Here is a 20,557-nt window from a genome sequence, read left to right as displayed (position 1 = left end):
TCCGAACCTAACCGGCGCCCCCAGCCGCTCCCAGCCGCTCCCAGGACGCTCCCAGCCGCTCCCGGACGCGCCCGGGACCCCGCGGGGCTCAGTCCGCGGCGCCGGACCCGCTGTCGGGCACCGGCACGGCCCGCTCAGCCCGGTCGGCCCGGTCGGCCCGCTGCTCCACGGGCCGGATCACGACGGTGTCGATCTTGTTGCGGCGTCCGGCGGTGTCGACAGCGGTGAACCGCAGGCCGTGGGCCTCCACCGAGGCACCGGGGATCGGCACCCGGCCCAGGTGCTTGGCCATCAGCCCGCCCACGGAGTCGACGTCCTCCTCCTCGACGTCGAAGCCCACCAGCTCCTCCAGGTCGTCCACCGGGAAGCGCGAGGACACCCGCACGGCGCCGTCCTCGAGGTGCTCGAGGCGGATCTCCTCCTCGTCGTGCTCGTCGGCGATCTCCCCGACGATCTCCTCCAGCAGGTCCTCGATGGTGATGAGGCCGGCGGTGCCGCCGTACTCGTCGACGACGATCGCGATGTGCTGGCGGTCGGCCTGCATCTGGGCCAGCTGCGCGTCGACGGCCTTGGACTCCGGCACCCACGCCACCGGGCGCATCACCTCGGCGACCTGCTGGGTGAGCTCGGCGTCCTCGTCCTCGAAGTCGCGGCGCACGACGTCCTTGAAGTAGGCGATGCCGCGGACGTCGTCGAGGTTCTCGCCCACCACCGGCAGCCGGCTGAAGCCCGAGCGCAGGAAGAGCGAGCGGGCCTGGCGCAGGTTCTTGAAGTGCTCGATGTAGACCACGTCGTTGCGCGGCACCATCACCTCGCGCACCGTGGTGTCGCCGAGCTCGAAGACCGAGTGGATCATCCGCCGCTCACCGGACTCGATCACCGCGCTGGCCTCGGCGATGTCGACCAGCTCGCGCAGCTCGGTCTCGGTGGAGAACGGGCCGTCGCGGAAGCCCTTGCCGGGCGTGAGCGCGTTGCCGAGCAGGATCAGCAGCTGCGGCACCGGGCCGAGCACGGCGGTGACGCCGCGCAGCGGACCCGCCGAGGCGAGCGCGACGACGTCGGCGTGCTGGCGGCCCAGGGTGCGGGGCCCGACCCCGATGACCACGAAGGACACCAGCAGCATGACGCCGATCGCCGCCAGGGTGCTGGCCAGGCGGGCGCCGTCCATGCGCCGGTCGAGCTCGAGGGTGACCAGCACGATCGCGGAGATCTCGCACAGCAGGCGCAGCAGCAGGGCGGTGTTGAGGTAGCGCGGGGCGTCGTCGAGCAGGGCGACCAGCTGCCCCGCCCCGGCCCGGGCCTCGGCGTGGAGCTCGACTGCGCGGGCCCGGGAGAAGGACCCCAGCGCGGCGTCGACCGCGGTGAAGACCCCGGCGACGACCACGAGCACCGCGGCGACGACCAGGACGATCACGGGCGGGTCACCGGCCGGCGCGCCAGCGGGCCAGCAGCTCGTCCTGCAGCCCGAACATCTCGCGGTGCTCCTCGGGCTCGGCGTGGTCGTAGCCGAGCAGGTGCAGGATGCCGTGGACCGTGAGCAGCTCGATCTCGGCGAGGGTGCCGTGGCCGGCCGTCTCGCCCTGGCGCACCGCGACCGCCGGGCACAGCACGAGGTCGCCCAGCACGCCCTCCTCGGGCTCGGTGTCCACCAGTCCGGGCCGCAGCTCGTCCATGGGGAAGGCCAGCACGTCGGTGGGGCCCTCCTTCTCCATCCACTGCTCGTTGAGCTGGGCGATGGTGTCCTCGTCGACCGCCTTGATGCACAGCTCGGCCTGCGGGTGCACGCGCATCGCGTCCATCACGAACCGGCTGAGCTCGGCGAGGTGGGTGACGTCGAGGTCGTGGCCCGACTCGTCCAGGATCTCGATGGTCACGAGCCCTCCTTGCGGGCACGGCCCAGATCGCGGGCGTCGCGGGCGTCGCGGGCCTGCTCCTTGGCGGCGTCGAACTCGTCGTAGGCGGCCACGATCCGGCCGACCAGGCGGTGGCGCACGACGTCGTGGGCGGTGAGGCGCTGGAAGGAGATGTCCTCGACATCGGCCAGGATGTCCTGGATGACCCGCAGGCCCGAGGACGTGCCGCTGGGGAGGTCGACCTGGGTGACGTCGCCGGTGACCACGATCTTGGAGCCGAACCCCAGACGGGTCAGGAACATCTTCATCTGCTCCGGGGAGGTGTTCTGCGCCTCGTCGAGGATGATGAAGGAGTCGTTGAGGGTGCGCCCGCGCATGTAGGCCAGCGGTGCCACCTCGATCGTGCCGGCCGCCAGCAGCTTGGGGATCGTGTCGGGGTCGAGCATGTCGTGCAGTGCGTCGTAGAGCGGCCGCAGGTACGGGTCGATCTTCTCGCTGAGCGTGCCCGGCAGGAACCCGAGCCGCTCGCCGGCCTCCACGGCGGGCCGGGTCAGGATGATGCGGGTGATCTGCTTGGCCTGCAGCGCCTGCACGGCCTTGGCCATGGCGAGGTAGGTCTTGCCGGTACCGGCGGGGCCGATGCCGAAGGTGATCGTGTGCTTGTCGATGGAGTCGACGTAGCGCTTCTGGTTCAGCGTCTTGGGCCGGATCGAGCGGCCGCGGTTGCTCAGGATGTTCAGCGAGAGCACGTCGGCGGGGCACTCGGTGGTCTCGGCGCGCAGCATCTGCACCACCCGCTCCACCGTCTCGGAGGTGACGCCCTGTCCGGTGCGCAGGATCTGCACGAGCTCCTCGAGCAGCCGCTCGGCGAGGGCGATCTCGGCCGGCTCGCCGCGCAGGGTGATCCGGTTGCCGCGCACGTGGACCTCGGCGGCGAAGGACCGCTCGACGATGCTCAGGTGGTCGTCGCCGGGGCCGAGCAGGCTCACCATGTCGATGCTGTTCGGCACCACGACCACGTGCGCGGTGGTGAGGTCGCCCCCGGAGCCGCCGGGTCCCCCGGCGACGGGGGTGTCGTGGGTGCGGGTGGTCGGGGTGCGATCGGTCATGGGTGCCCGGGACGGGCGGCCTTTCGGTGGGTGGATGCGTCCCTCCAGTCTACGGAGACGGCCCGCGGGACGCGCCACCCAGTTGTCGGGCCGCTGCCCGGGCCCGCTCGCGGGTCGGTCGCCGGGATGCGCGCACACCCCGCGAGCGCACCCCCAGGACGAGGGTGGGACGGCGTAGCGTGGGCGCCATGCGGACCGGCGACCTCCCCGAGGAGTTCTGGGACGAGTTCGACGAGGACCCGCACCCCGACGACGACACCGTGCCGGTGTGGTTCCCGGGCGAGGCGCTGCCCCCCGACGCCCGCGCACTCGGGCTGACCCACCACGTGCCCGACGGCGCGCTGCTCGACTTCGCGGGCCGCCTGGACGGCACCAAGCGTCTGCACCGCGTGACGGCCTGGGTGCTGCTGCTCGTCTTCGGGTTCCCCGTGCTGCTGGCGGTGCTGCGGGTGCTGCACGCCGCGGCCGACCGGCTCTGAACGACCCCGCGCCGGACCCGACTCCGGGCCCGACTCCGGGCCCGACTCCGGGCGCTGCGCTCAGCCGGGGGGCCAGGCCAGCCCGCGTCCGGCGAGCACGTGCAGGTGGGCGTGGAAGACCGTCTGGCCGGCGCCGGCGCCGGTGTTGAAGACCAGCCGGTAGTCGTCGGGGTGGCCCTCGGCCGCCGCCACGACGGCGGCGGTGCGCACCAGCTCGGCGCTGAGCTCGCCGTCGGCGGCGGCCACGGCGGCGGCGTTCGGGTGGTGCGCGTGCGGCACGACCAGCACGTGCACGGGAGCCTGCGGTGCGATGTCGCGGAACGCGAGCGTGCGCTCGCCGCGGTGCACGATCTGGGCGGGGATCTCCCCGGCCACGATCCGGCAGAACAGGCAGTCGGCCACCGGGGCCCCCTGGGAGTCGCTCACGCCCCGACCCTAGGACACCGCCCGCTCCGGCGGCACCCGGCCGGTCTCCCACCCTCCCCGCACGCCCCAGGAGTCCCAGGACACGCGCGCGTCCGGCTGCGCGGACGCCGCGCCAGGGGCGAGGATGGAGTCATGCGTCCCACCGTCGCCCCCCGCCCGCCGCTCGGCACGCCCGCCCCGTCCCACTCCGTCGCGCCGCGCGGTCGCCGACGCGGACCGGTCGGGCTCGCACTCGGCGCGGCCGTGCTCGTCGCCGCGCTCGGCGGCTGCGGCTCCGCCGACGACACCGGCCTGGCCAGCGACACCGCGGCGCCCGATCCGACGACCGGGACCCCGACCGGTACCGCGTCTCCCGGCGAGGGCGGCGGGGGCACCGCCACCGGCGAGCCCAGCCCGACGACGGACCCCGGGGTGGACCCCGAGACCGGGCCGGCCGGGGCGCTCCCGCTCTACTTCGTGGGCGACAGCAGCCAGGGCGTGCGGCTCTACCGCGAGTTCCAGCCCGCCACCACCACCGATCCGCTGCTCGAGGCCGCGCAGCGACTCACCGCCGGCAGCGCCGAGGACCCCGACTACCGCACCCTGCTGGGCGCCGTGGCGATCACGGCGGTGACGCGCACCGACGACGCCCTCGTGGTGACGCTCGGCGAGGACTCCCAGACCGTGCCCGACAAGGGCACCTCCCCCGACGACGCCGCCCTCGCGGTGCAGCAGCTGGTCTACACGCTGCAGGGGGTGGCCCAGGAGCGCCTGCCGCTGCGCACCGAGCTCGCCGACGGCACGCCGACCGACCTGCTCGGGCAGCCGACCTCGACTGGGGTGGAGGCCGCGGACCCGCTCACCGTGCTCAACCTCGTGAGCCTCACGACCCCCGCCGAGGGGTCCGCGGCGGACGGCGACCTGGCCGTGTCGGGGGTGGCCAGCTCCTTCGAGGCCACGGTCGTGCTCCGGCTCACCGACGCCGCCGGGACGGTCGTGGTGGACTCCTTCGCCACCGCCGAGGGATGGATCGACCGGCTCTACCCCTTCAGCACGACCCTGGACCTCACCGGCCTCGACCCGGGCACCTACACCCTCACCGCCGCCACCGACGACCCCAGCGCCGAGGAGGGTCCCGGTCCGATGACCGACACCCGCACCGTCGTCGTCGACTAGGGACGCCGCCCTCGGTCGCGGCTCAGCGCCAGCGGGGGCCGCGCGCGAGCAGCGCGGCGGCGGCCGCCACCCCGGCGGTGGAGGTGCGCAGCACCTCGGACCCGAGGCGCACGACGTGCGCCCCGCCCGCACGGAACGCCGCCAGCTCCTCGGCGGTGATCCCGCCCTCGGGGCCGACCACCAGGGCCAGGGTGCCCTGCTCCGGCACCGCGACGTCGGCGAGCGGGGTGACGGCGTCCTCGTGCAGCACCACCACGGCGTCGACCGGCGCGAGCCGCTCGAGCACCTCGGCGGTCCCGGCCAGGGGGGCCACCGTGGGGTGCCAGGTGCGACGGGCCTGCTTGGCCGCCTCGCGGGCCGTGCTCCGCCAGCGCGCGAGCCCCTTCTCCGCCCGCTCGCCCTTCCACACCGCCACCGACCGGGACGCGGCCCAGGGCACGATCTCGGCGACCCCGATCTCGGTGAGGACCTCCACGGCCAACTCGCCGCGATCGCCCTTGGGCAGGGCCTGCACCACCAGCAGCCGGGGCTGCGGCTCGGGCAGGGTCTCGACCTCCTCGAGCCGGGCGGTGAGCGCGCGCTTGGTCAGCGTCACCACCTCGGCACGGGCGCGGGTGCCGGCACCGTCGGTGAGCAGCAGCTGCTCCCCCACACGCAATCGGCGCACCGCGACGGCGTGATGGCCCTCGTCGCCGTCGAGCTCCACCTCGGCGCCCACGCGGGCGTGGGCGGCGAGGTCGGGCAGCACGTGCAGCGGCAGGGTCATCGTCGGGTCCGGGTGGCGCGGGGACCGGTCAGTGACCGAAGAGCCGGCCGAAGACGCCCTGCTTGGCGCTCTTGACGTGACCGGCCGGCCGCTCCTCGCCGCGCAGGCCCGCCAGCTCGCGCAGCAGCTCCTCCTGCCGGGCGTCGAGCTTGCTGGGGGTCTCGACGACGACGGTGACCACGAGGTCGCCGCGGCCGCCGCGCAGGCCCGGGACGCCGCGCCCGCGCAGCACCTGCTCGGTGCCGGACTGCGTGCCGGGGGCGAGGTCGAACTCGAAGGAGGTGGGGGCGTCGGCGGTGTCGGCGTCGTCGTCGCGCTCGGGGAGGTCGGCCTCCAGGGTGGGCAGGGTGAGGGTCGTGCCGAGCGCGGCCGCGGTCATCGGCACCGAGACCGTGCAGTGCAGGTCGTTGCCGTGCCGGGTGAAGGTGGGGTGGGGCGCGACCTGCACCTCGATGTAGAGGTCGCCGGCCGGACCACCGCCGGGACCGACCTCGCCCTGCTCGGCCAGCTGCACGCGGGTGCCGGTGTCGACCCCGGCGGGGATGCGCACGGTGAGCGTGCGGCGAGAGCGCACCCGGCCGTCGCCGGCGCACTCGCGGCAGGGCTCGGGGATGATCGTGCCGAAGCCGCGGCAGGCCGCACAGGGCCGCAGCGTGCGCACCTCGCCCAGGAACGAGCGCTGCACGTGGGCGACCTCGCCCTGGCCGCGGCACGTCTCGCAGGGCACCGGGCTGGACCCGGCGGCGGCGCCGTCGCCCTGGCAGGTGCCGCACAGCACGGCGGTGTCGACCTTGAGCTCGCGGGCCACGCCGAAGGCGGCCTCGGCGAGGTCGATCTCGATGCGGATCAGGGCGTCCTGGCCGCGACGCACCCGCGAGCGCGGCCCCCGGCCGCCGCCGGCCCCGGCCGCACCGCCGAAGAAGGCGTCCATGATGTCGGTGAAGGAGAACCCGGCACCCTGCCCGAAGCCGCCGGCACCGCCGAACGGGTCGCCACCGCGGTCGTAGGACGCGCGCTTCTGGGGGTCGGAGAGCACCTCGTAGGCCGCGCTGACCTGCTTGAAGCGCTCCTGCGCCTGCGGGTCGGGGTTGACGTCGGGGTGCAGCTGGCGGGCGAGCTTGCGGTAGGCCTTCTTGATCGTGTCGGCGTCGGCGTCGCGGGCGACGTCGAGCAACTCGTAGAGGTCCTGGCTCACGGGGGTTCCTTTCATGCCGGGTCACAGCCGGTCGGGGCCCGGCACGGCGGTGGGTCGGGAGGCGCTCAGGCCTCGTCGAGGATCCGGCTGACGTAACGGGCGACCGCGCGCACGGCCGCCATGCTTCCGGGGTAGTCCATGCGGGTGGGGCCCACGATCCCGAGGGTCGCGAGGGCCTCGTCCTGGGGGCCGTAGCCGGTGGTGACGACGCTGGTGGAGGCCAGCTCCTCGTACGGGCCCTCGGCGCCGATGCGCACCGTGACGGTGCCCGAGGCGGTGGCCTCGCCGAGCAGCCGCATCAGCACGACGTGCTCCTCCAGCGCCTCGAGCAGCGGCCGGACGGCGGTGTCGAAGTTGTCGCCGAACCGGGCGAGGTTGGCGGTGCCGCCCACCGCCACCCGGTGGTCGGAGCGGTGGTCGCTCATCGCCTCCACCAGCACCTTGGCCACGGTGGCGGCCGAGCCGGCGGACGGGTCCTCCCCGAGGGCGCGCAGGGAGCTGACGGCGTCGGCGATGATCTCGCCGGTGGCGGCGAGGTTGAGGCGGGAGCGGAGGCGAGCCAGCTCCTCGTCCGAGAGCGGGGTGCTGAGGTCGACCACCCGCTGCTCCACGCGGCCGGTGGAGAGGATGAGCACCACCAGGACCCGCTCCGGGGCCAGGGCCACCAGCTCGATGTGGCGCACGGTCGAGCGCGACAGCGTGGGGTACTGCACCACCGCCACCTGGCGGGTGAGCTGGGAGAGCAGGCGCACCGAGCGCTGCACGACGTCGTCGAGGTCGACGGCGCCGTCGAGGAAGGTCGAGATGGCGCGCTTCTCGGCGACGCTGAGCGGCTTGACGGTGGAGAGCCGGTCGACGAAGAGCCGGTAGCCCTTGTCGGTGGGGATCCGGCCCGCGCTGGTGTGGGGCTGGGTGAGGTAGCCCTCCTCCTCCCGCGCGGCCATGTCGTTGCGCACCGTGGCCGGGGAGACGTTGAGACCGTGGCGCTCCACGAGCGCCTTGGAGCCCACCGGCTCCTCGGTGGAGACGTAGTCCTCCACGATCGCGCGCAGGACGGCCAGCCGCCGATCCTCCTGCATGACCCACCTCCTCTGCCCGGGTGCGCCTCCGGGGCGACCGGACCACACTGGCACTCCCCCGGAGCGAGTGCCAGTCTAGCGACACGCCGGCCTCGCCCGGGTGACCCGGGGCGATCCGGGCGCTTCCCCCCGCGGCACGCGTGAGTTAGGGTTGCCTTACCTAATGACCGGAGGAGCCGACATGACCCCCGCACGCCGTCCCGCCCCGAGCGACACCACCGCCCGCACCCCTACCGCCGCCGCCGTGCTCGCCGCCGCAGGAGCAGCCCGCAGCCTGCTCGCCGACCCCGGCTGCGTGGAGCTGGCCGTCGACGGCGACGACGACGTCCTCGGCGACCTGCCCGAGGACGGGCTCGGGATGAGCGACCACGACGGCGTCCCGCTGTTCGCCGTGCCGACCGACTGCCGACTGGTGGGCGCGGCCCGTGAGCACCGGCGCGCCGTCCTGACCGTGCGGGCCCCCGCCGGCACCCACGGCGCCCCGGGGCTGCGCCTCGCCGGCTGGCTGAGCCCCCACGACCGCCTGCAGTGCGCCTGCTGCGCGGTCGAGCGCGCGACGCTCGTGCTGGTGATCGACCTGGTGATCCTCACCCGCGACGACGCCGCGCCCCTGACCATCCCGGTCCGGGCCTTCCGCTCCCCCCTGCACGCCCTCAACCCCGGCTACCTCGCCAAGGCCCGCCGCCACCTCGAGCAGTCCCACGGCGAGGAGCTGCGCGCCGCTGTCGCCCACCGGCTGGGGCGTCCCGAGGGCGGGATCGCGGCGGTCGGCGTGGCGGCGCTCACGCCCGACGCCGTCGCGCTGGACGTCCTGGACACCGGCGGGTCCCGGCGGCTGGTCGTGCGGTTCCCCCGCACCGCCCACACCCCCGCCGACCTCGGGGACCTGCTGCGGACGCACCTGCACGACCACCTCTGCTGACGCCCGGCGGGCCCGGGCGTCCGGGGGATCGCGGTTCTCCGTCGTCACCAGCGAACGGCAGGCGATCCCGGCCCGAGGGCCTGCCGTCTGCTGGTGACGACGGGGACCTCGCCGTCAGGCGGTCTCCTGCGCCGTCGGATGAGGGGCGCGATGCCGACCGGACTAGGGTCGCGCCATGACGTCGTCGCCGGGCCTGACCGAGATCGCCACCGGGGTGTGGGTGTGGCGTTCGCCCTGGCTGGACGTCAACATCAGCGTCGTGCGGGGCGAGCGGGGCCTGCTGGTCGTCGACACGCACGGCTCCGCCGCGGCGGGCTCGGAGATCGCTACCGCGATCGCGGCACTGGGCGCCGGGCCGGTCGTGGAGATCGTCAACACCCACGCGCACTTCGACCACTGGTTCGGCAACCACGCGATCGCCACCGAGCTCGGCGGCCCCGCAGCGGTCGTCGTGCGGGCGCACGAGGACGCGCTCGACGGGATGCGCGCCGAGCTGGCCGAGGCCGGTGCCGACGCCCCCGACCCCGTGCTGCTGCCCGACGCCACCTTCTCCTCGGCCTGTGTGGTCGACCTCGGCGACCGCGCCGTCGAGGTGGTGCACCCGGGCCGGGGCCACACGAACGCCGACGTGGTGCTGCGCATCCCCGACGTCGACATCGTGCTGGCCGGCGACCTCGTCGAGCAGTGCGACGCCAGCGAGGACACCCCCGGCTTCGGCGCCGACTGCTTCCCCTTGGACTGGCCGCTCACCCTGGACCTGGTGCGCCAGCTGTGCACTCCGTCAACCCTCGTGGTGCCCGGACACGGGCGGATCGTGGACGCCGAGTTCGTCTCCGACCAGCGCGCCCGCATCGGCGTGCTGGCCGAGACGGTGCGCGACCTCGCCGGCCGCGGGCTCCGCGCCGAGCAGGCGCTCGAGGCCGCCACCGAGTGGCCCTTCCCCCCCGACCGGATCGGTGAGGCGGTGCGCCGCGCCTACGAGCACCTGCCGCGCGCGCAGAAGCGGCTGCCGCTGATCTGAGACCGGGCGCCGGGGTGGCGCGCGCCACGCGGCGCGCCTGCCCGGGACTGTCGGCGGCCCCGCCTAGCGTGATCGCCGTGGATCGCTACGGCACCGACGTCCTGAGCGGAGACTGGCGCGCCCCGAAGCGCGGGCGGGCGGTCGAGGCGCCCGCCGAGCTCGGCGCGGTCGTCGAGGAGGTCACCACCGACTGGGTGGGCGAGATCGTCGCGGTCGACCGCGACCTGCACACCGTCACCCTGGAGGACCGCCGCCGGCGGCGTCGCTCCTTCCCGCTGGGTCCCGGCTTCCTGCTCGAGGGCCGCCCCGTCATCCTCGTGGCCCCGGTGCGCCGGGCCGCGCCCGCCGCGCCCACCCGCACGGCGTCCGGCTCCGTGGCCGTCCCGGGGGCCCGTGCCCGCGTGGCGCGCGCCAGCCGGATCTTCGTCGAGGGTCGTCACGACGCCGAGCTCGTCGAGAAGGTCTGGGGCGACGACCTGCGGATCGAGGGCGTCGTGGTCGAGCTGCTCGACGGCGTCGACCACCTGCCCGAGGTGCTCGCCTCCTTCGGTCCCGGACCCGACCGCAAGGTCGGGGTGCTGGTCGACCACCTGGTGGCCGGCTCCAAGGAGCAGCGGATGGCGGCGCGGGTCGAGGGCCCGCACGTCCTCGTCGTCGGCCACCCCTTCATCGACATCTGGGCCGCGGTGAAGCCCGAACGGCTCGGGCTGGCCTCCTGGCCCGAGGTGCCGCGCCAGGAGGAGTGGAAGAAGGGGGTCTGCGCCCGTCTGGGCTGGCCCCACGCCACCCAGGCCGACATCGCCCGCGCGTGGCAGCACATCCTGAGCCGGGTCGACTCCTACGCCGACTGCGACCCCGCCCTGCTCGGCCGGGTCGAGGAGCTCATCGACTTCGTCACCGCCTGAGCCCCGGCGCCGTCTCCCCGCCCCGGCGCCCCGCGAGCCGGGCCGGCCCAGCACGGGGTGGATCAGCGGGGTCGATCAGCAGGGTCGATCAGCAGGGTCGCCCAGCGGGGTCGCTCAGCCGACGAGGCGGCGCACGACGGCGTCGGCGAGCAGCCGACCGGCCTCGGTGAGCACGAGTCGGCCGGCGTCGGCCAGGGGCGCGGGGTCGAGCAGCCCGGCGGCGATCTCGGCCTCGACGACGCCGGCGACGTGGCCCACGCTGGGGTGGAACGCCGCCAGCGTCTGCAGCGGCAGGCCCTCGCGCAACCGGATCTCGAGCAGCACCTGCTCCAGGGTGCGGTCCTCCTCGGTCAGCACCTCGCGGGCGTGTGCGGGTGAGCGCCCCTGCGCCAACCGGGCGGCGTAGGCCTGGGGGTGCTTGACGTTCCACCAGCGGGTGCCGGCGATGTGGGAGTGGGCGCCGGGCCCGATGCCCCACCAGTCGGCACCGCGCCAGTATCCGAGGTTGTGGCGGCAGGCCGCGCCCGGACGCGCCCAGTTCGACACCTCGTACCAGTCCAGTCCCGCGGCCCGCAGCCGGGCGTCGGCGATCTCGTACTTCGCCGCGAGGTCGTCGTCGTCGGGGGCCGGAAGCTCCCCGCGCCGCACCCGACGGGCCAGGGCGGTGCCGTCCTCCACGATCAGGGCGTAGGCCGAGACGTGGTCGGGCGCACAGGCCAGCGCAGCGTCGAGGCTGGTCTCCCAGTCCTGCGGACGCTCCCCCGGCGTGCCGTAGATGAGGTCCAGGCTCACCTGGGTGAAGCCGGCCTGCCGGGCCCACGCGACGGCGCGCGGCACGCCCTCGGGGTCGTGGGTGCGGTCGAGGAGGTCGAGGACCCGCGGCACGGCCGACTGCATGCCGAAGGAGATCCGGGTGAAGCCGGCCTCCCGCAGCGCGGCCAGCTGCTCCGGGGTGACCGAGTCGGGGTTGGCCTCGGTGGTCACCTCGGCGTCGGGCGCGAGCCCGAACTCGCCGTCGATGACCCGCAGGACCTCCCCCAGGTCGGCGGCCGGCAACAGGGTGGGGGTGCCACCGCCCACGAACACGGTGTCCACCCGGGTCGTCACGGGGTCGAGGACCCGGCGGGCCAGGCGCACCTCGGCCGCGGCCGTCGCGGCGAACTCCGCGCGCGAGGCGCCCTCGCCGAGCTCGGCGGCGGTGTAGGTGTTGAAGTCGCAGTAGCCGCAGCGGGCCGCGCAGAACGGCACGTGGACGTACACCGACAGCGGCGTGGGCGTGGGCCCCGCCGACCAGGCCTGCGCGGCCGACGCCGGGAGCGCGCCGTCGTCGGGGACCGGCTCGCCGTCGGGCAGCGTGGAGGGCATGCGCCCATCCTCCCAGGGGCGCGTCCCGCCACCGAGGGGTGACCCCGGGGCCCCGCCCCGGGACGCGACGACGCCGGGAGGTCGCGATGCGCGTCCTCCCGGCGTCGGGTGCGGGTGGGGGCCCGCGGGGCGGTCAGCCGCCGTAGAAGCTGTCGATGAGCGCCTTGTTGTTGGCCTCCACGACGTTGCGCTTGACCTTCATCGACGGGGTGAGCTCACCGGACTCGATGGTGAGGTCGGCGGGGAGGATCTCCCACTTCTTCACCGTCTCCCACCGGTTGAGGCGGTTGTTGAGCTCGGTGACGTAGCCCTCGACCATCGCCTTGACCTTCGGGGAGGCGACGAGCTCGGCGTAGGACGCGCCGGCCATCTCGTTCTCCTCCGCCCACGCCGCCATGGCGTCGGGGTCGAGGGTCACCAGGGCGCAGACGAAGTTGCGGTCGTTGCCGAAGACCATGAACTGGCTGGCGTAGGGGCACACGGCCTTGAACTTGGCCTCGATCGCCGAGGGCGCGATGTACTTGCCGCCGGAGGTCTTGAACAGGTCCTTGATGCGGCCGGTGATGGTGAGGAAGCCGTCGGCGTCCAGGGAGCCCTTGTCGCCGGTGTGGAGCCAGCCGTCGGCGTCGATGGCCTTGGCGGTCTCCTCGTCGTTGTTGTGGTAGCCGGCCATGATGTGCGGGCCGCGCAGCAGGACCTCGTCGCCCTCGCCGATCTTGACCTCGGAACCGGGGATCGCCATCCCGACGGTGCCCATCTTGTAGTGGTCGGGGTGGTTGACCGTGGCGCCCGCGGCGTTCTCGGTCATGCCGTAGCCCTCGAGGATCAGGATGCCGGCGGCGTGGAACCACTGCGCGATCTCGGGGTTGAGGGCCGCGGAGCCGGAGATGAAGAACTTCACCCGTCCGCCGAACCGCTCACGCACCTTGGAGAACACCAGCTTGTCGAACAGGCCGTGCTGCAGCTTCAACGGCAGCGGCACCGAGCGGCCCGCGAGCCGCCGACGGTCGACCTCCTGGCCGACCTTGAAGGCCTGCAGGAACAGCTTCTCCTTCAGACCCCCCTCGGCGGCCTGCATCGTGACGATGCGGGCGTGGGCCTTCTCGAAGATGCGGGGGGCGGCACCCATGAAGGTGGGCTTGACGACGCCGAGGTTGTCGACGATCTTCTCGACCCGGCCGTCGATGGCGGTGGCGAAGCCGCAGGCGAGCTGGGCCGAGAGCAGCACCTTGCCGAAGGAGTGGGCCATCGGCAGCCACAGGAACTGCAGGTCGTCCTCGTGCAGGATGTCCTGCACCTTGATGGCCATGCCCTCGTACACCCACGCCTGGTGCAGGGTGCGCACGCCCTTGGGGCGGCCGGTGGTGCCGGAGGTGTAGATCAGGGTGGCGAGCTGGTCGCCGGGGATGCTCTCCGCGGTCTGGCGGATGACGTCGGGGTGCTCGGCGAGGTAGGCGTCGCCCAGCTCGGCGAGGCGGTCCAGGGTGATCACCCGGTCGCCGTCGGCGGTGCCGTCGAAGGTCACGATCGTGCGCAGCAGCGGCAGGTCGGCCGCCTTCTCGGCGAGCTTGGCCAGCTGGGCGTCGTCCTCGGCGAAGACGATGCGGCACTCGGAGTCGCTCAGGATGTAGGCCGTGTCCTCGGCGCCGGTCGTGGGGTACACGGTCGTGGTGGCGGCGCCGGCGCAGATGACGGCGAGGTCGGCCAGGATCCACTCGTAGCGGGTGCCGGAGGCGATGCCGATGCGCTGCTCGCGCTCGATGCCGAGCGAGAGCAGGCCGGCCGCGAGCCGGGAGACGAGGTCACCGGCCTGACGCCAGGTGACCGACTCCCACGCCTCGCCGCGGGGGAAGCGGAAGGCCTCGTGCTGCGCACTGGTCTCCACCCGGTCGAGGAACTGCAGGGCCATGTTCTGGGTCAGGTGGTCGACGAACGAGGTGTCGAAGTTGACGGGCAAAGCGGCTCCTCTGGGACGACCGAGACGGGGTTTCTGGTGGGTAACCTTAGTCACCCGGTGGTGACGGGCCGCACACCCCGTCCAGAGCGGCTGTCGGGATCCCCGCCGACGGGACGGCGGGCGCCGGCGGACCGGCTGCTGCGGATCACCCCGGCAGCATCGGGTCGTCGTGGGCCGGGAGGCCGTGCGCGGCCCGGAAGGTGGAGGCGATCGTGGCACCGCCCGCGGTGCCACCGGGTCGGTGGACGATGCTCACGGCGTCGCCGGCGGCGACCGGACCGGGGGTGATCACGCGCAGGTAGGCCCCGGGTCGGGCGTGCTGGGTGAAGCGGCGCACCCACGCCCGCGACGGTGCGCCGCGGTGGGCCAGCCAGGCCTGGAAGACCCGGCACGGCGTGCGGAACGAGGCGACCTCCACCACCGCGGCGCCGGGCCCCTCGCCGAGCCGCCAACGCTCCCCGATCACCGCCTCGTCGACGGCGAGGCCGCGGGTCGTGAGGTTCTCGCCGAACGAGCCGGGCGGGAACGGGTGGTCCAGGACCTCCTGCCAGTACTCGAGCTGCTCCTGGGCGAAGGCGTACACGGCCTTGTCCGGACCGCCGTGGAACCGGCGGTTGGCCACCTCGTCGCCCGCCAGGCCGAGCGGGCCGACCGCCACCGGACCCGTCACCGGACGCCGGTCGATGGCGGTGCGCCCACTGCGGATCCAGTCCACCTGCTGCGGCGTGCCGAGGTTGACCGAGACGATCGTGGCCGGGGCCGGAGAGGTGTCCACCGTGCCATCCTCGCAGGCCCGACGGCGCCCTCACCGGTGTCCACGAGGCCCGTCGCCCTTCCCCTAGTCCTGCACCGCCTTGGCGACCGCCACACAGGTGGTGAGCCAGGTGCGGAGCGATCCGTCGGGGGTGCGGCCGGCCTCGACCTCGGCGAGCGCCCACCGGGCGTTGACCATCATCCGCACGATCACCCAGTCCCGCGCACGCTCCTCCGGCATGCCGGCGGCGTCGATGACGGCGTGGAAGCGTCGCCGCACGCCGTCGCGCACGTCGCCGGCGAGCTCGTCGAACCGGTTCCACCGCAGCGGGGCCGGCTCGAAGCAGGGGTCGCCGGACAGCGGCTTGGGGTCGATGGCGCGCCAGCGACCGTCGTGATCGGCCAGCACGTTCTCGTAGTGCAGGTCGGTGTGGACCAGCCGCCCGTCGGTGCCGGGGTCACTGGCGAACCCCGCGGCCAGGTGGGCGGCCTGCTCGACCAGACGACGGGGCAGCGAGGCGTTGCGGGGCAGCCCGGCGAGCTCAGCGGCCCACCGACCGGCGTGGGCCGAGAGTCGGCGCAGCGGGGGCGGTGCCGGCCGGTGCAGGTCACGACACAGCTCGCCCACGGCCTCACAGGCCGCGACGTCCCACTCCTGGTCCAGATCGCGGTCGGTGAGGCGCTCCAGCAGCAGCGCACCCCGACGGGGATCGGCGCGCAGCAGCGTCACCGCACCCCGCCCGTGCCAGTGCTGCAGCGCCAGCGCCTCGTGCTCGGACTCCTCCTCCACGAAGCCCACCTTGAGCGTCGCTGCGGCGTCGGCCGCCGTGCGGACCGGCACGACGAGCGCGCACCGGCCGTGGGTCGCCGGCCCGTCGGGGCGCAGCTCCCACTCGCCGAGCAGGTCGCGCACCAGCCGCGGCGTCCCGGCCACGAACCGGGCCCAGGCCTCGCCGCGACGGGCGAAGGCGGCGAAGGCCTCGGGCAGCGCGACCTCCTCCACCCGACCATCCCACCACGACCGCCGGGACGTCGGTGTGTCCGGGGCGGACTCAGTCGCTGGCGTAGACCGTCTCGGCGGGGTTGTAGGCGCACACGTCGATCGGGTTCTCCGCCGAGGCCTCCTGCTCGCGGCCGCCGCCCTTCTTCTTCGGCGGGTACAGCGCCTTGTCGACCACGGCCCGCATGTAGTCGTAGTCGGGGTCCCCGGGGAAGAAGTTCGCGGAGTTCTTGAACACCACCGAGCGGATCTTGGCGTTCTTGACGCGCAGGAGCAGCTCGACGAAGTCGGAGGCGATCTTGCGGGGGATGTCGGTGTAGAGGACCTTCTCGCCGGCCTTGGCGAGGTCGACGTAGCGGCGCAACAGGTTGATCGGGTCGGCGGCCTCGATGAGCGCGTCGATCGCACAGCGCTGACGGTCCATGCGCTGGTAGTCGTCGGCGCCGTAGCGGCCGCGGGCGAACCACAGCGCCTTGAACCCGTTGAGCTTCTGGTCCGGCCCGGGCTCCAGCCAGTCGTCGGGCGGGATGCCGGCGTCGGTGTTGCCGCCGATCGCGACCCGCTGGTTGATGTTCACCGTGATGCCACCCATGGCGTCCACGACGGTCTTGAAGCCCTCGAGGTTGACCAGGATGTAGTAGTCGACCGGCACGCCGAGCGAGCCCGAGACGGCGAGCTTGATGGCGTCGGCGCCCTCGTTGTCACTGCGGCCCAGCAGACCGGGGTACTGCTCGGGCACCTGCTTGTAGATGGCGTTGATCATGTCGAAGCCGCCACCGAGGCCGGTGTTGTAGCCCTCGGGGTAGATCTCGTGCAGCGGGGTGCCGTCGGGGAACTGGGCGTACATGAGGTTGCGCGGCAGGCTGAACATCACGGTCTTGCCCGACGAGGTGTCGATGCTGGCCAGGATGATCGAGTCGGTGCGGACCCCGGTGCGGCCCTCGCCGCCGTCGCCGCCGAGCAGCAGCACGTTGACCCGGTCCTGACCGGCCCAGGGGTCCTCCTCGGTGACCTCCGGCGTGGTGGCGCTGACGGAGTTCTCGGGCAGCACGGTCTCGACCAGGTCCGCCTGGGCGAGCAGCCGCTCGGCGCCGAGGTAGACCGGGGCGCCACCGGCGACCACGACGGCGAGCACGGTGCCGTAGCCGATCGCCGTCTGGGCCCGCGTGCGGAGGCCGGGGCGCACGCTGCGGTGCGAGGTGACCACGACGGCGACCCAGACCAGCAGGGCGAGCACGAGGCCGACCACCAGCGAGCGCACCGCCGAGGGCGAGAAGGCGACGTCGAGGGCGGTGCCGACGTCGCGGCCGAAGTACACGCCCACCGAGATCACCGCGGCGAGCCAGACGAGCAGCACCAGCGCGCCGAGGCGTCGTCGGCCCGCGGCGAGGTAGCCGGTGCCGGGCACCAGCCCGCCGAGGACCGTCAGACCGACCATGCCGGCCGTGCTGCGGCCGCGGGCCTGTGAGGCCCCCGAGGCCTCTGTGGCCGCCGTGGCCTCGGCGGCGGTCGCCCGCCGGCGCGCACGCGCACCACCGCTGGGACGACGACGCGCGGGCACGCGCGAGGACCGCGCCGCTCGACGGGCGCCGGGAGGACGCGACGGCGCCCGCTCCGGGCCGGGCGCGGGACCGCCGGCGGGGGTGGGGTCGATCGGGTCGGCGGCGCGGGCGATCACGAACGCGTCGCGCTGCTCCGCACCGCCGGCTCCCGAGGGGGACCGCTCGTCGACCACGTACACCTCCGCGAACGCGCCAGGACCGACGGGTGGGTCCCGCCGCGGCGAGGATACCCGGGCAGGAGCGATCGGAGCGGATCGAGGTGGCGTGAAACACATCCGGCCCGCGTCGACGACGCGGGCCGGACCAGATGCTCCCCCGGTTGGACTCGAACCAACAACCCTCCGGTTAACAGCCGAATGCTCTGCCAGTTGAGCTACAGGGGACCGCTGCGGGGACAACCATAGCGACCCCGCCCGCCGAGTCGAAATCCACCCCGGCCACGGCGGGGTCCAGGTCCGGGATCGGGGCCGAGGATCGGGGCCGAGGATCAGGGCCGGGGCTCAGGGCCGGGCGACGCCGTCGTCGTCGCCCACCTCGCCGCGGGCCAGTGCCAGCTCCTCGGCGACGGCCAGCCGCACCCGCAGGTCCCCGGGGTCGATGCCGTCGTCGTACTCGACGATCCAGTGCAGCGGCTCGTGGGTGTTGGGCGCGCGACGCGCGATCACCCGGGCGCCGCGCCGACCCTCGATCGGCACGTGGCGCAGGTGCACGACGCTGGCGGTGACGCGCTCGCGCACCAGCTGCAGCAGCCGGGTCGGGTCGGCGAGCCGCAGCCGGTGCTCGGGGCGCTGCTGACCCCACTCCCCCACCTCGCTGACCCGGAAGGTCTCGGTCTCGGCGTCCCAGTCGGCCGCCTCGACCTGCTCCCACGGGATCCGGTGGGCGCCTGCGGGGTCGCCGGCGGCCGGCAGGTAGAGCGCGCTGCGGGTGGCGGCCGCGTGGGTCGTGGACCCGGGCGGGGCGGGCTCCGCCTCCGGAACGACGACGGCCCACGCCAGCACGCGCTCCCCGGCGGCGACGACCACGTCCGGCGGCGGGGGCGGTGCGGACCCGAGCAGGCGTCGCACGGCGCCGAGGCGGCCCAGGCGGGTGCTCACTGGCCCCCCGGGAGCAGGCCGAGCAGGACGCGGCGGTGGTTCTCGAGTGCGGCGAGGTCCTCGAACATGCGGTGGTACTCAGCCTCCTGGGCGACGGGGTCGGTGCGCTGCAGCCGGGACTTCACCTCGGCGATGCGACGCAGGGTGGTGAGCTCGAGCAACCGCACGACGTACTTGAGCACGTAGTCGCGGTCGACGTCCTTGGGGGTCGGGATCTCCTCCACGGCCAGCGCCCCGACCAGGGTGGCCAGCGCCGGCTCGTCGGCCGCGCTCTCCCGCACCCGCGCGGCCCAGCCGTCGTCGCCGACACCGGCGACCGGTCCGCCGGCCGCCATGACCAGGCGCCACACCTGCTGGTAGGCGGGGTGGGTGAAGTCGTCGTCGCTGACCTGGCCGGTGGTGCGCCCCACCGCCATCGGGTGCTGCAGCACGAGCTTGAGGGTCTCGCGCTCGATGAGGAACCGGGGGTCGCGCGGATCGGGCAGCCGCGGACGCGGCGGTGGGGCGGGCGCGGCCGGAGCGGCGGCCTGCTCGCGGGCGGGACGGGCCGGCGTCTCGGCCGGCGGGGTGGCCGGGCGGCGCGCCGCCCGGGTGACCTCGGCCTGCACGTCCACCGGGTCGACGCCGGTGAGTGCGGCGATGTCGCGGGCGAAGGAGCTCTGCGCCACCGCGGAGTCACGGCTGCTCACCACCAGCGACGCCGCCTCGCGCACGGCCGCGATCCGGGCGTCGGCCCGGTCGAGGTCGTACTTGGACACGACGTTGCGCAGCACGAAGCGGTACAGCGGCTCGCGGTTGGCCACCAGCGCCCGCACGGCGTCGTCGCCGTGCTTGATGCGCAGGTCGCAGGGGTCCAGGCCCTCGGGCTCGACCGCGACGTAGGTCTGGGCCACGAAGCGGTGGTCGCCCTTGAACGTCTTGAGCGCGGCGTTCTGGCCGGCGGCGTCGCCGTCGAAGGTGAAGATCACCTCGCCGCGCAGCTCGTCCTGGTCGAGCAGGAAGCGCCGCAGGACCCGCGTGTGCTCCTCGCCGAAGGCGGTGCCGCAGGAGGCGACCGCGGTGGTGATGCCGGCCAGGTGGCAGGCCAGGACGTCGGTGTAACCCTCGACGACGACCGCCTGGGACTCCCGCCCGATCGAGGTCCGGGCCAGGTCGATGCCGTAGAGCACCTGGCTCTTCTTGTACAGCGCGGTCTCGGGGGTGTTGAGGTACTTGGCCTCGATCTTGTCGTCGTCGAAGAGCCGGCGCGCGCCGAAGCCCAGGGTGGCGCCGCTGGGCTCGCGGATCGGCCACAGCAGCCGGCCGCGGAAGCGGTCGTAGGCCGAGCGACCGCGCGCGACGACACCGGCCGCCACACTCTCCTCGTCGGTGAAACGGCGCCCGCGCAGGTGCCGCAGCACCGCCTCCCCGTCGCGCGGGGCGTAGCCGAGGCCGAAATGGCGCGCGGCGTCGGCGTCGAAGCCGCGCTCGCTGAGGAACTGGCGGGCGATGACGGCCTCGGCGCTGCCGAGCTGCTCGGCGTAGAACTCCGCCGCGACGCGGTTGACCTCGAGCAGCCGCTGCCGGGGCGGACCGGTGGGGCGCCGCGCCTCCGGGCTGTCGTCCTCGACCCGGCGCAGCTGCACGCCCACACGGTCCGCGAGCCTCTCGATGGCCTCGGTGAAGGTGAGGCCGTCGATCTTCATCACGAACGCGACGGTGTCGCCGCTCTCCTGGCAGCCGAAGCAGTGGAACAGCTTGCGGCTCGGGGTGACGTTGAACGACGGCGACTTCTCGTCGTGGAAGGGACACAGGCCCTTGAGGTTGCCGCCCCCCGCGTTGCGCAGGGTGACCTGCTCGCCGATGACCTCCTCGATGCGGACCTTGTCCCGCACCTCCTGGATGTCATCCTCACGGATCCGGCCGGCCACGTC

Annotated in this window: 19 protein-coding genes and 1 tRNA gene; 5 read left to right on the top strand and 15 right to left on the bottom strand. The window is 74.1% G+C overall.

Features of this window, described 5'->3' with window-relative positions; all coding sequences use genetic code 11:
- Window positions 1-88 precede the first annotated feature (88 nt).
- The 3 genes from ACERUJ_RS15210 to ACERUJ_RS15200 are packed head-to-tail and all read right to left on the bottom strand — an operon-like array spanning window position 89 to window position 2,962.
- Window positions 89-1,414 carry a hemolysin family protein gene (locus ACERUJ_RS15210; protein ID WP_370249583.1) on the bottom strand — a complete coding sequence of 442 codons (1,326 nt, stop codon included), beginning with the start codon at window positions 1,412-1,414 and terminating at the stop codon, window positions 89-91.
- A gap of 7 nt (window positions 1,415-1,421) precedes the next feature.
- Complete coding sequence (ybeY, locus tag ACERUJ_RS15205; RefSeq protein WP_370249581.1) at window positions 1,422-1,874, bottom strand: rRNA maturation RNase YbeY; 453 nt, start codon at window positions 1,872-1,874, stop codon at window positions 1,422-1,424.
- Window positions 1,871-2,962: a PhoH family protein gene (locus ACERUJ_RS15200; RefSeq protein ID WP_370249580.1), complete on the bottom strand. Its 1,092-nt coding sequence runs from the start codon at window positions 2,960-2,962 to the stop codon at window positions 1,871-1,873. The genes ybeY and ACERUJ_RS15200 overlap by 4 nt, the downstream gene beginning before the upstream one ends.
- Window positions 2,963-3,150: 188 nt before the next feature.
- Between ACERUJ_RS15200 and ACERUJ_RS15195 the strand changes: the two genes are divergently transcribed.
- Window positions 3,151-3,441 carry a hypothetical protein gene (locus ACERUJ_RS15195; RefSeq protein ID WP_370249578.1) on the top strand — a complete coding sequence of 97 codons (291 nt, stop codon included), beginning with the start codon at window positions 3,151-3,153 and terminating at the stop codon, window positions 3,439-3,441.
- 60 nt (window positions 3,442-3,501) lie between these two features.
- Here the strand turns inward: ACERUJ_RS15195 and ACERUJ_RS15190 are convergent, their stop codons facing one another.
- Entirely contained in the window at window positions 3,502-3,867 is a 366-nt protein-coding gene (locus ACERUJ_RS15190; RefSeq protein WP_370249577.1) for an HIT domain-containing protein, read from the bottom strand.
- Window positions 3,868-3,999: 132 nt separating this feature from the next.
- Between ACERUJ_RS15190 and ACERUJ_RS15185 the strand changes: the two genes are divergently transcribed.
- Window positions 4,000-5,022: a Gmad2 immunoglobulin-like domain-containing protein gene (locus ACERUJ_RS15185; RefSeq protein ID WP_370249575.1), complete on the top strand. Its 1,023-nt coding sequence runs from the start codon at window positions 4,000-4,002 to the stop codon at window positions 5,020-5,022.
- Window positions 5,023-5,044: 22 nt separating this feature from the next.
- Here the strand turns inward: ACERUJ_RS15185 and ACERUJ_RS15180 are convergent, their stop codons facing one another.
- The 3 genes from ACERUJ_RS15180 to hrcA form a co-directional block, all read right to left on the bottom strand.
- Window positions 5,045-5,788, bottom strand: coding sequence for a 16S rRNA (uracil(1498)-N(3))-methyltransferase (locus ACERUJ_RS15180; protein WP_370249573.1), 744 nt, complete (start codon window positions 5,786-5,788; stop codon window positions 5,045-5,047).
- Window positions 5,789-5,816: 28 nt separating this feature from the next.
- Window positions 5,817-6,983 (bottom strand): molecular chaperone DnaJ, encoded by a 1,167-nt coding sequence (dnaJ, locus tag ACERUJ_RS15175; protein WP_370249571.1) that lies wholly within the window; start codon window positions 6,981-6,983, stop codon window positions 5,817-5,819.
- 65 nt (window positions 6,984-7,048) lie between these two features.
- A complete protein-coding gene (hrcA, locus tag ACERUJ_RS15170) occupies window positions 7,049-8,062 on the bottom strand; it encodes a heat-inducible transcriptional repressor HrcA (protein ID WP_370249570.1) in 1,014 nt (337 codons plus the stop codon).
- Between the two features lie 181 nt (window positions 8,063-8,243).
- Here hrcA and ACERUJ_RS15165 point away from each other — a divergent pair, with 181 nt between their 5' ends.
- The 3 genes from ACERUJ_RS15165 (at window position 8,244) to ACERUJ_RS15155 (ending at window position 10,910) form a co-directional block, all read left to right on the top strand.
- A complete protein-coding gene (locus tag ACERUJ_RS15165; protein ID WP_370249568.1) occupies window positions 8,244-8,984 on the top strand; it encodes a hypothetical protein in 741 nt (246 codons plus the stop codon).
- Between the two features lie 175 nt (window positions 8,985-9,159).
- Window positions 9,160-10,005 (top strand): MBL fold metallo-hydrolase, encoded by an 846-nt coding sequence (locus ACERUJ_RS15160; RefSeq protein ID WP_370249567.1) that lies wholly within the window; start codon window positions 9,160-9,162, stop codon window positions 10,003-10,005.
- Window positions 10,006-10,082: 77 nt separating this feature from the next.
- Complete coding sequence (locus ACERUJ_RS15155; protein WP_370249566.1) at window positions 10,083-10,910, top strand: DUF3097 family protein; 828 nt, start codon at window positions 10,083-10,085, stop codon at window positions 10,908-10,910.
- A 114-nt stretch (window positions 10,911-11,024) separates the two neighbouring features.
- Here ACERUJ_RS15155 and hemW read toward each other — a convergent pair whose 3' ends face one another.
- The 8 genes from hemW to dnaG all read right to left on the bottom strand — a co-directional run bounded on the left by hemW (window position 11,025) and on the right by dnaG (window position 20,554).
- Window positions 11,025-12,275 carry a radical SAM family heme chaperone HemW gene (hemW, locus tag ACERUJ_RS15150; RefSeq protein ID WP_370249564.1) on the bottom strand — a complete coding sequence of 417 codons (1,251 nt, stop codon included), beginning with the start codon at window positions 12,273-12,275 and terminating at the stop codon, window positions 11,025-11,027.
- A 133-nt stretch (window positions 12,276-12,408) separates the two neighbouring features.
- Window positions 12,409-14,232, bottom strand: a complete 1,824-nt coding sequence (locus ACERUJ_RS15145; RefSeq protein WP_370249563.1) for a long-chain fatty acid--CoA ligase — start codon at window positions 14,230-14,232, stop codon at window positions 12,409-12,411.
- Between the two features lie 145 nt (window positions 14,233-14,377).
- Window positions 14,378-15,007 carry an MOSC domain-containing protein gene (locus ACERUJ_RS15140; protein WP_370249562.1) on the bottom strand — a complete coding sequence of 210 codons (630 nt, stop codon included), beginning with the start codon at window positions 15,005-15,007 and terminating at the stop codon, window positions 14,378-14,380.
- A 63-nt stretch (window positions 15,008-15,070) separates the two neighbouring features.
- Window positions 15,071-15,988, bottom strand: coding sequence for an aminoglycoside phosphotransferase family protein (locus tag ACERUJ_RS15135; protein WP_370249561.1), 918 nt, complete (start codon window positions 15,986-15,988; stop codon window positions 15,071-15,073).
- A 49-nt stretch (window positions 15,989-16,037) separates the two neighbouring features.
- Complete coding sequence (locus tag ACERUJ_RS15130) at window positions 16,038-17,720, bottom strand: LCP family protein (RefSeq protein WP_370249560.1); 1,683 nt, start codon at window positions 17,718-17,720, stop codon at window positions 16,038-16,040.
- Between the two features lie 137 nt (window positions 17,721-17,857).
- Window positions 17,858-17,930 (bottom strand) — tRNA-Asn (locus ACERUJ_RS15125).
- A gap of 117 nt (window positions 17,931-18,047) precedes the next feature.
- Window positions 18,048-18,644 (bottom strand): hypothetical protein, encoded by a 597-nt coding sequence (locus ACERUJ_RS15120; protein ID WP_370249559.1) that lies wholly within the window; start codon window positions 18,642-18,644, stop codon window positions 18,048-18,050.
- Complete coding sequence (dnaG, locus tag ACERUJ_RS15115; RefSeq protein WP_370249557.1) at window positions 18,641-20,554, bottom strand: DNA primase; 1,914 nt, start codon at window positions 20,552-20,554, stop codon at window positions 18,641-18,643. Before dnaG ends, ACERUJ_RS15120 begins: the two co-directional genes overlap by 4 nt.
- Window positions 20,555-20,557 lie beyond the last annotated feature (3 nt).

It is taken from the genome of Nocardioides sp. (assembly GCF_964228225.1).
In the GTDB taxonomy this organism is placed as follows: domain Bacteria; phylum Actinomycetota; class Actinomycetes; order Propionibacteriales; family Nocardioidaceae; genus Nocardioides.
Note: the sequence above shows the minus strand (reverse complement) of the source record. Positions and strands in the feature narration are given on the sequence as shown.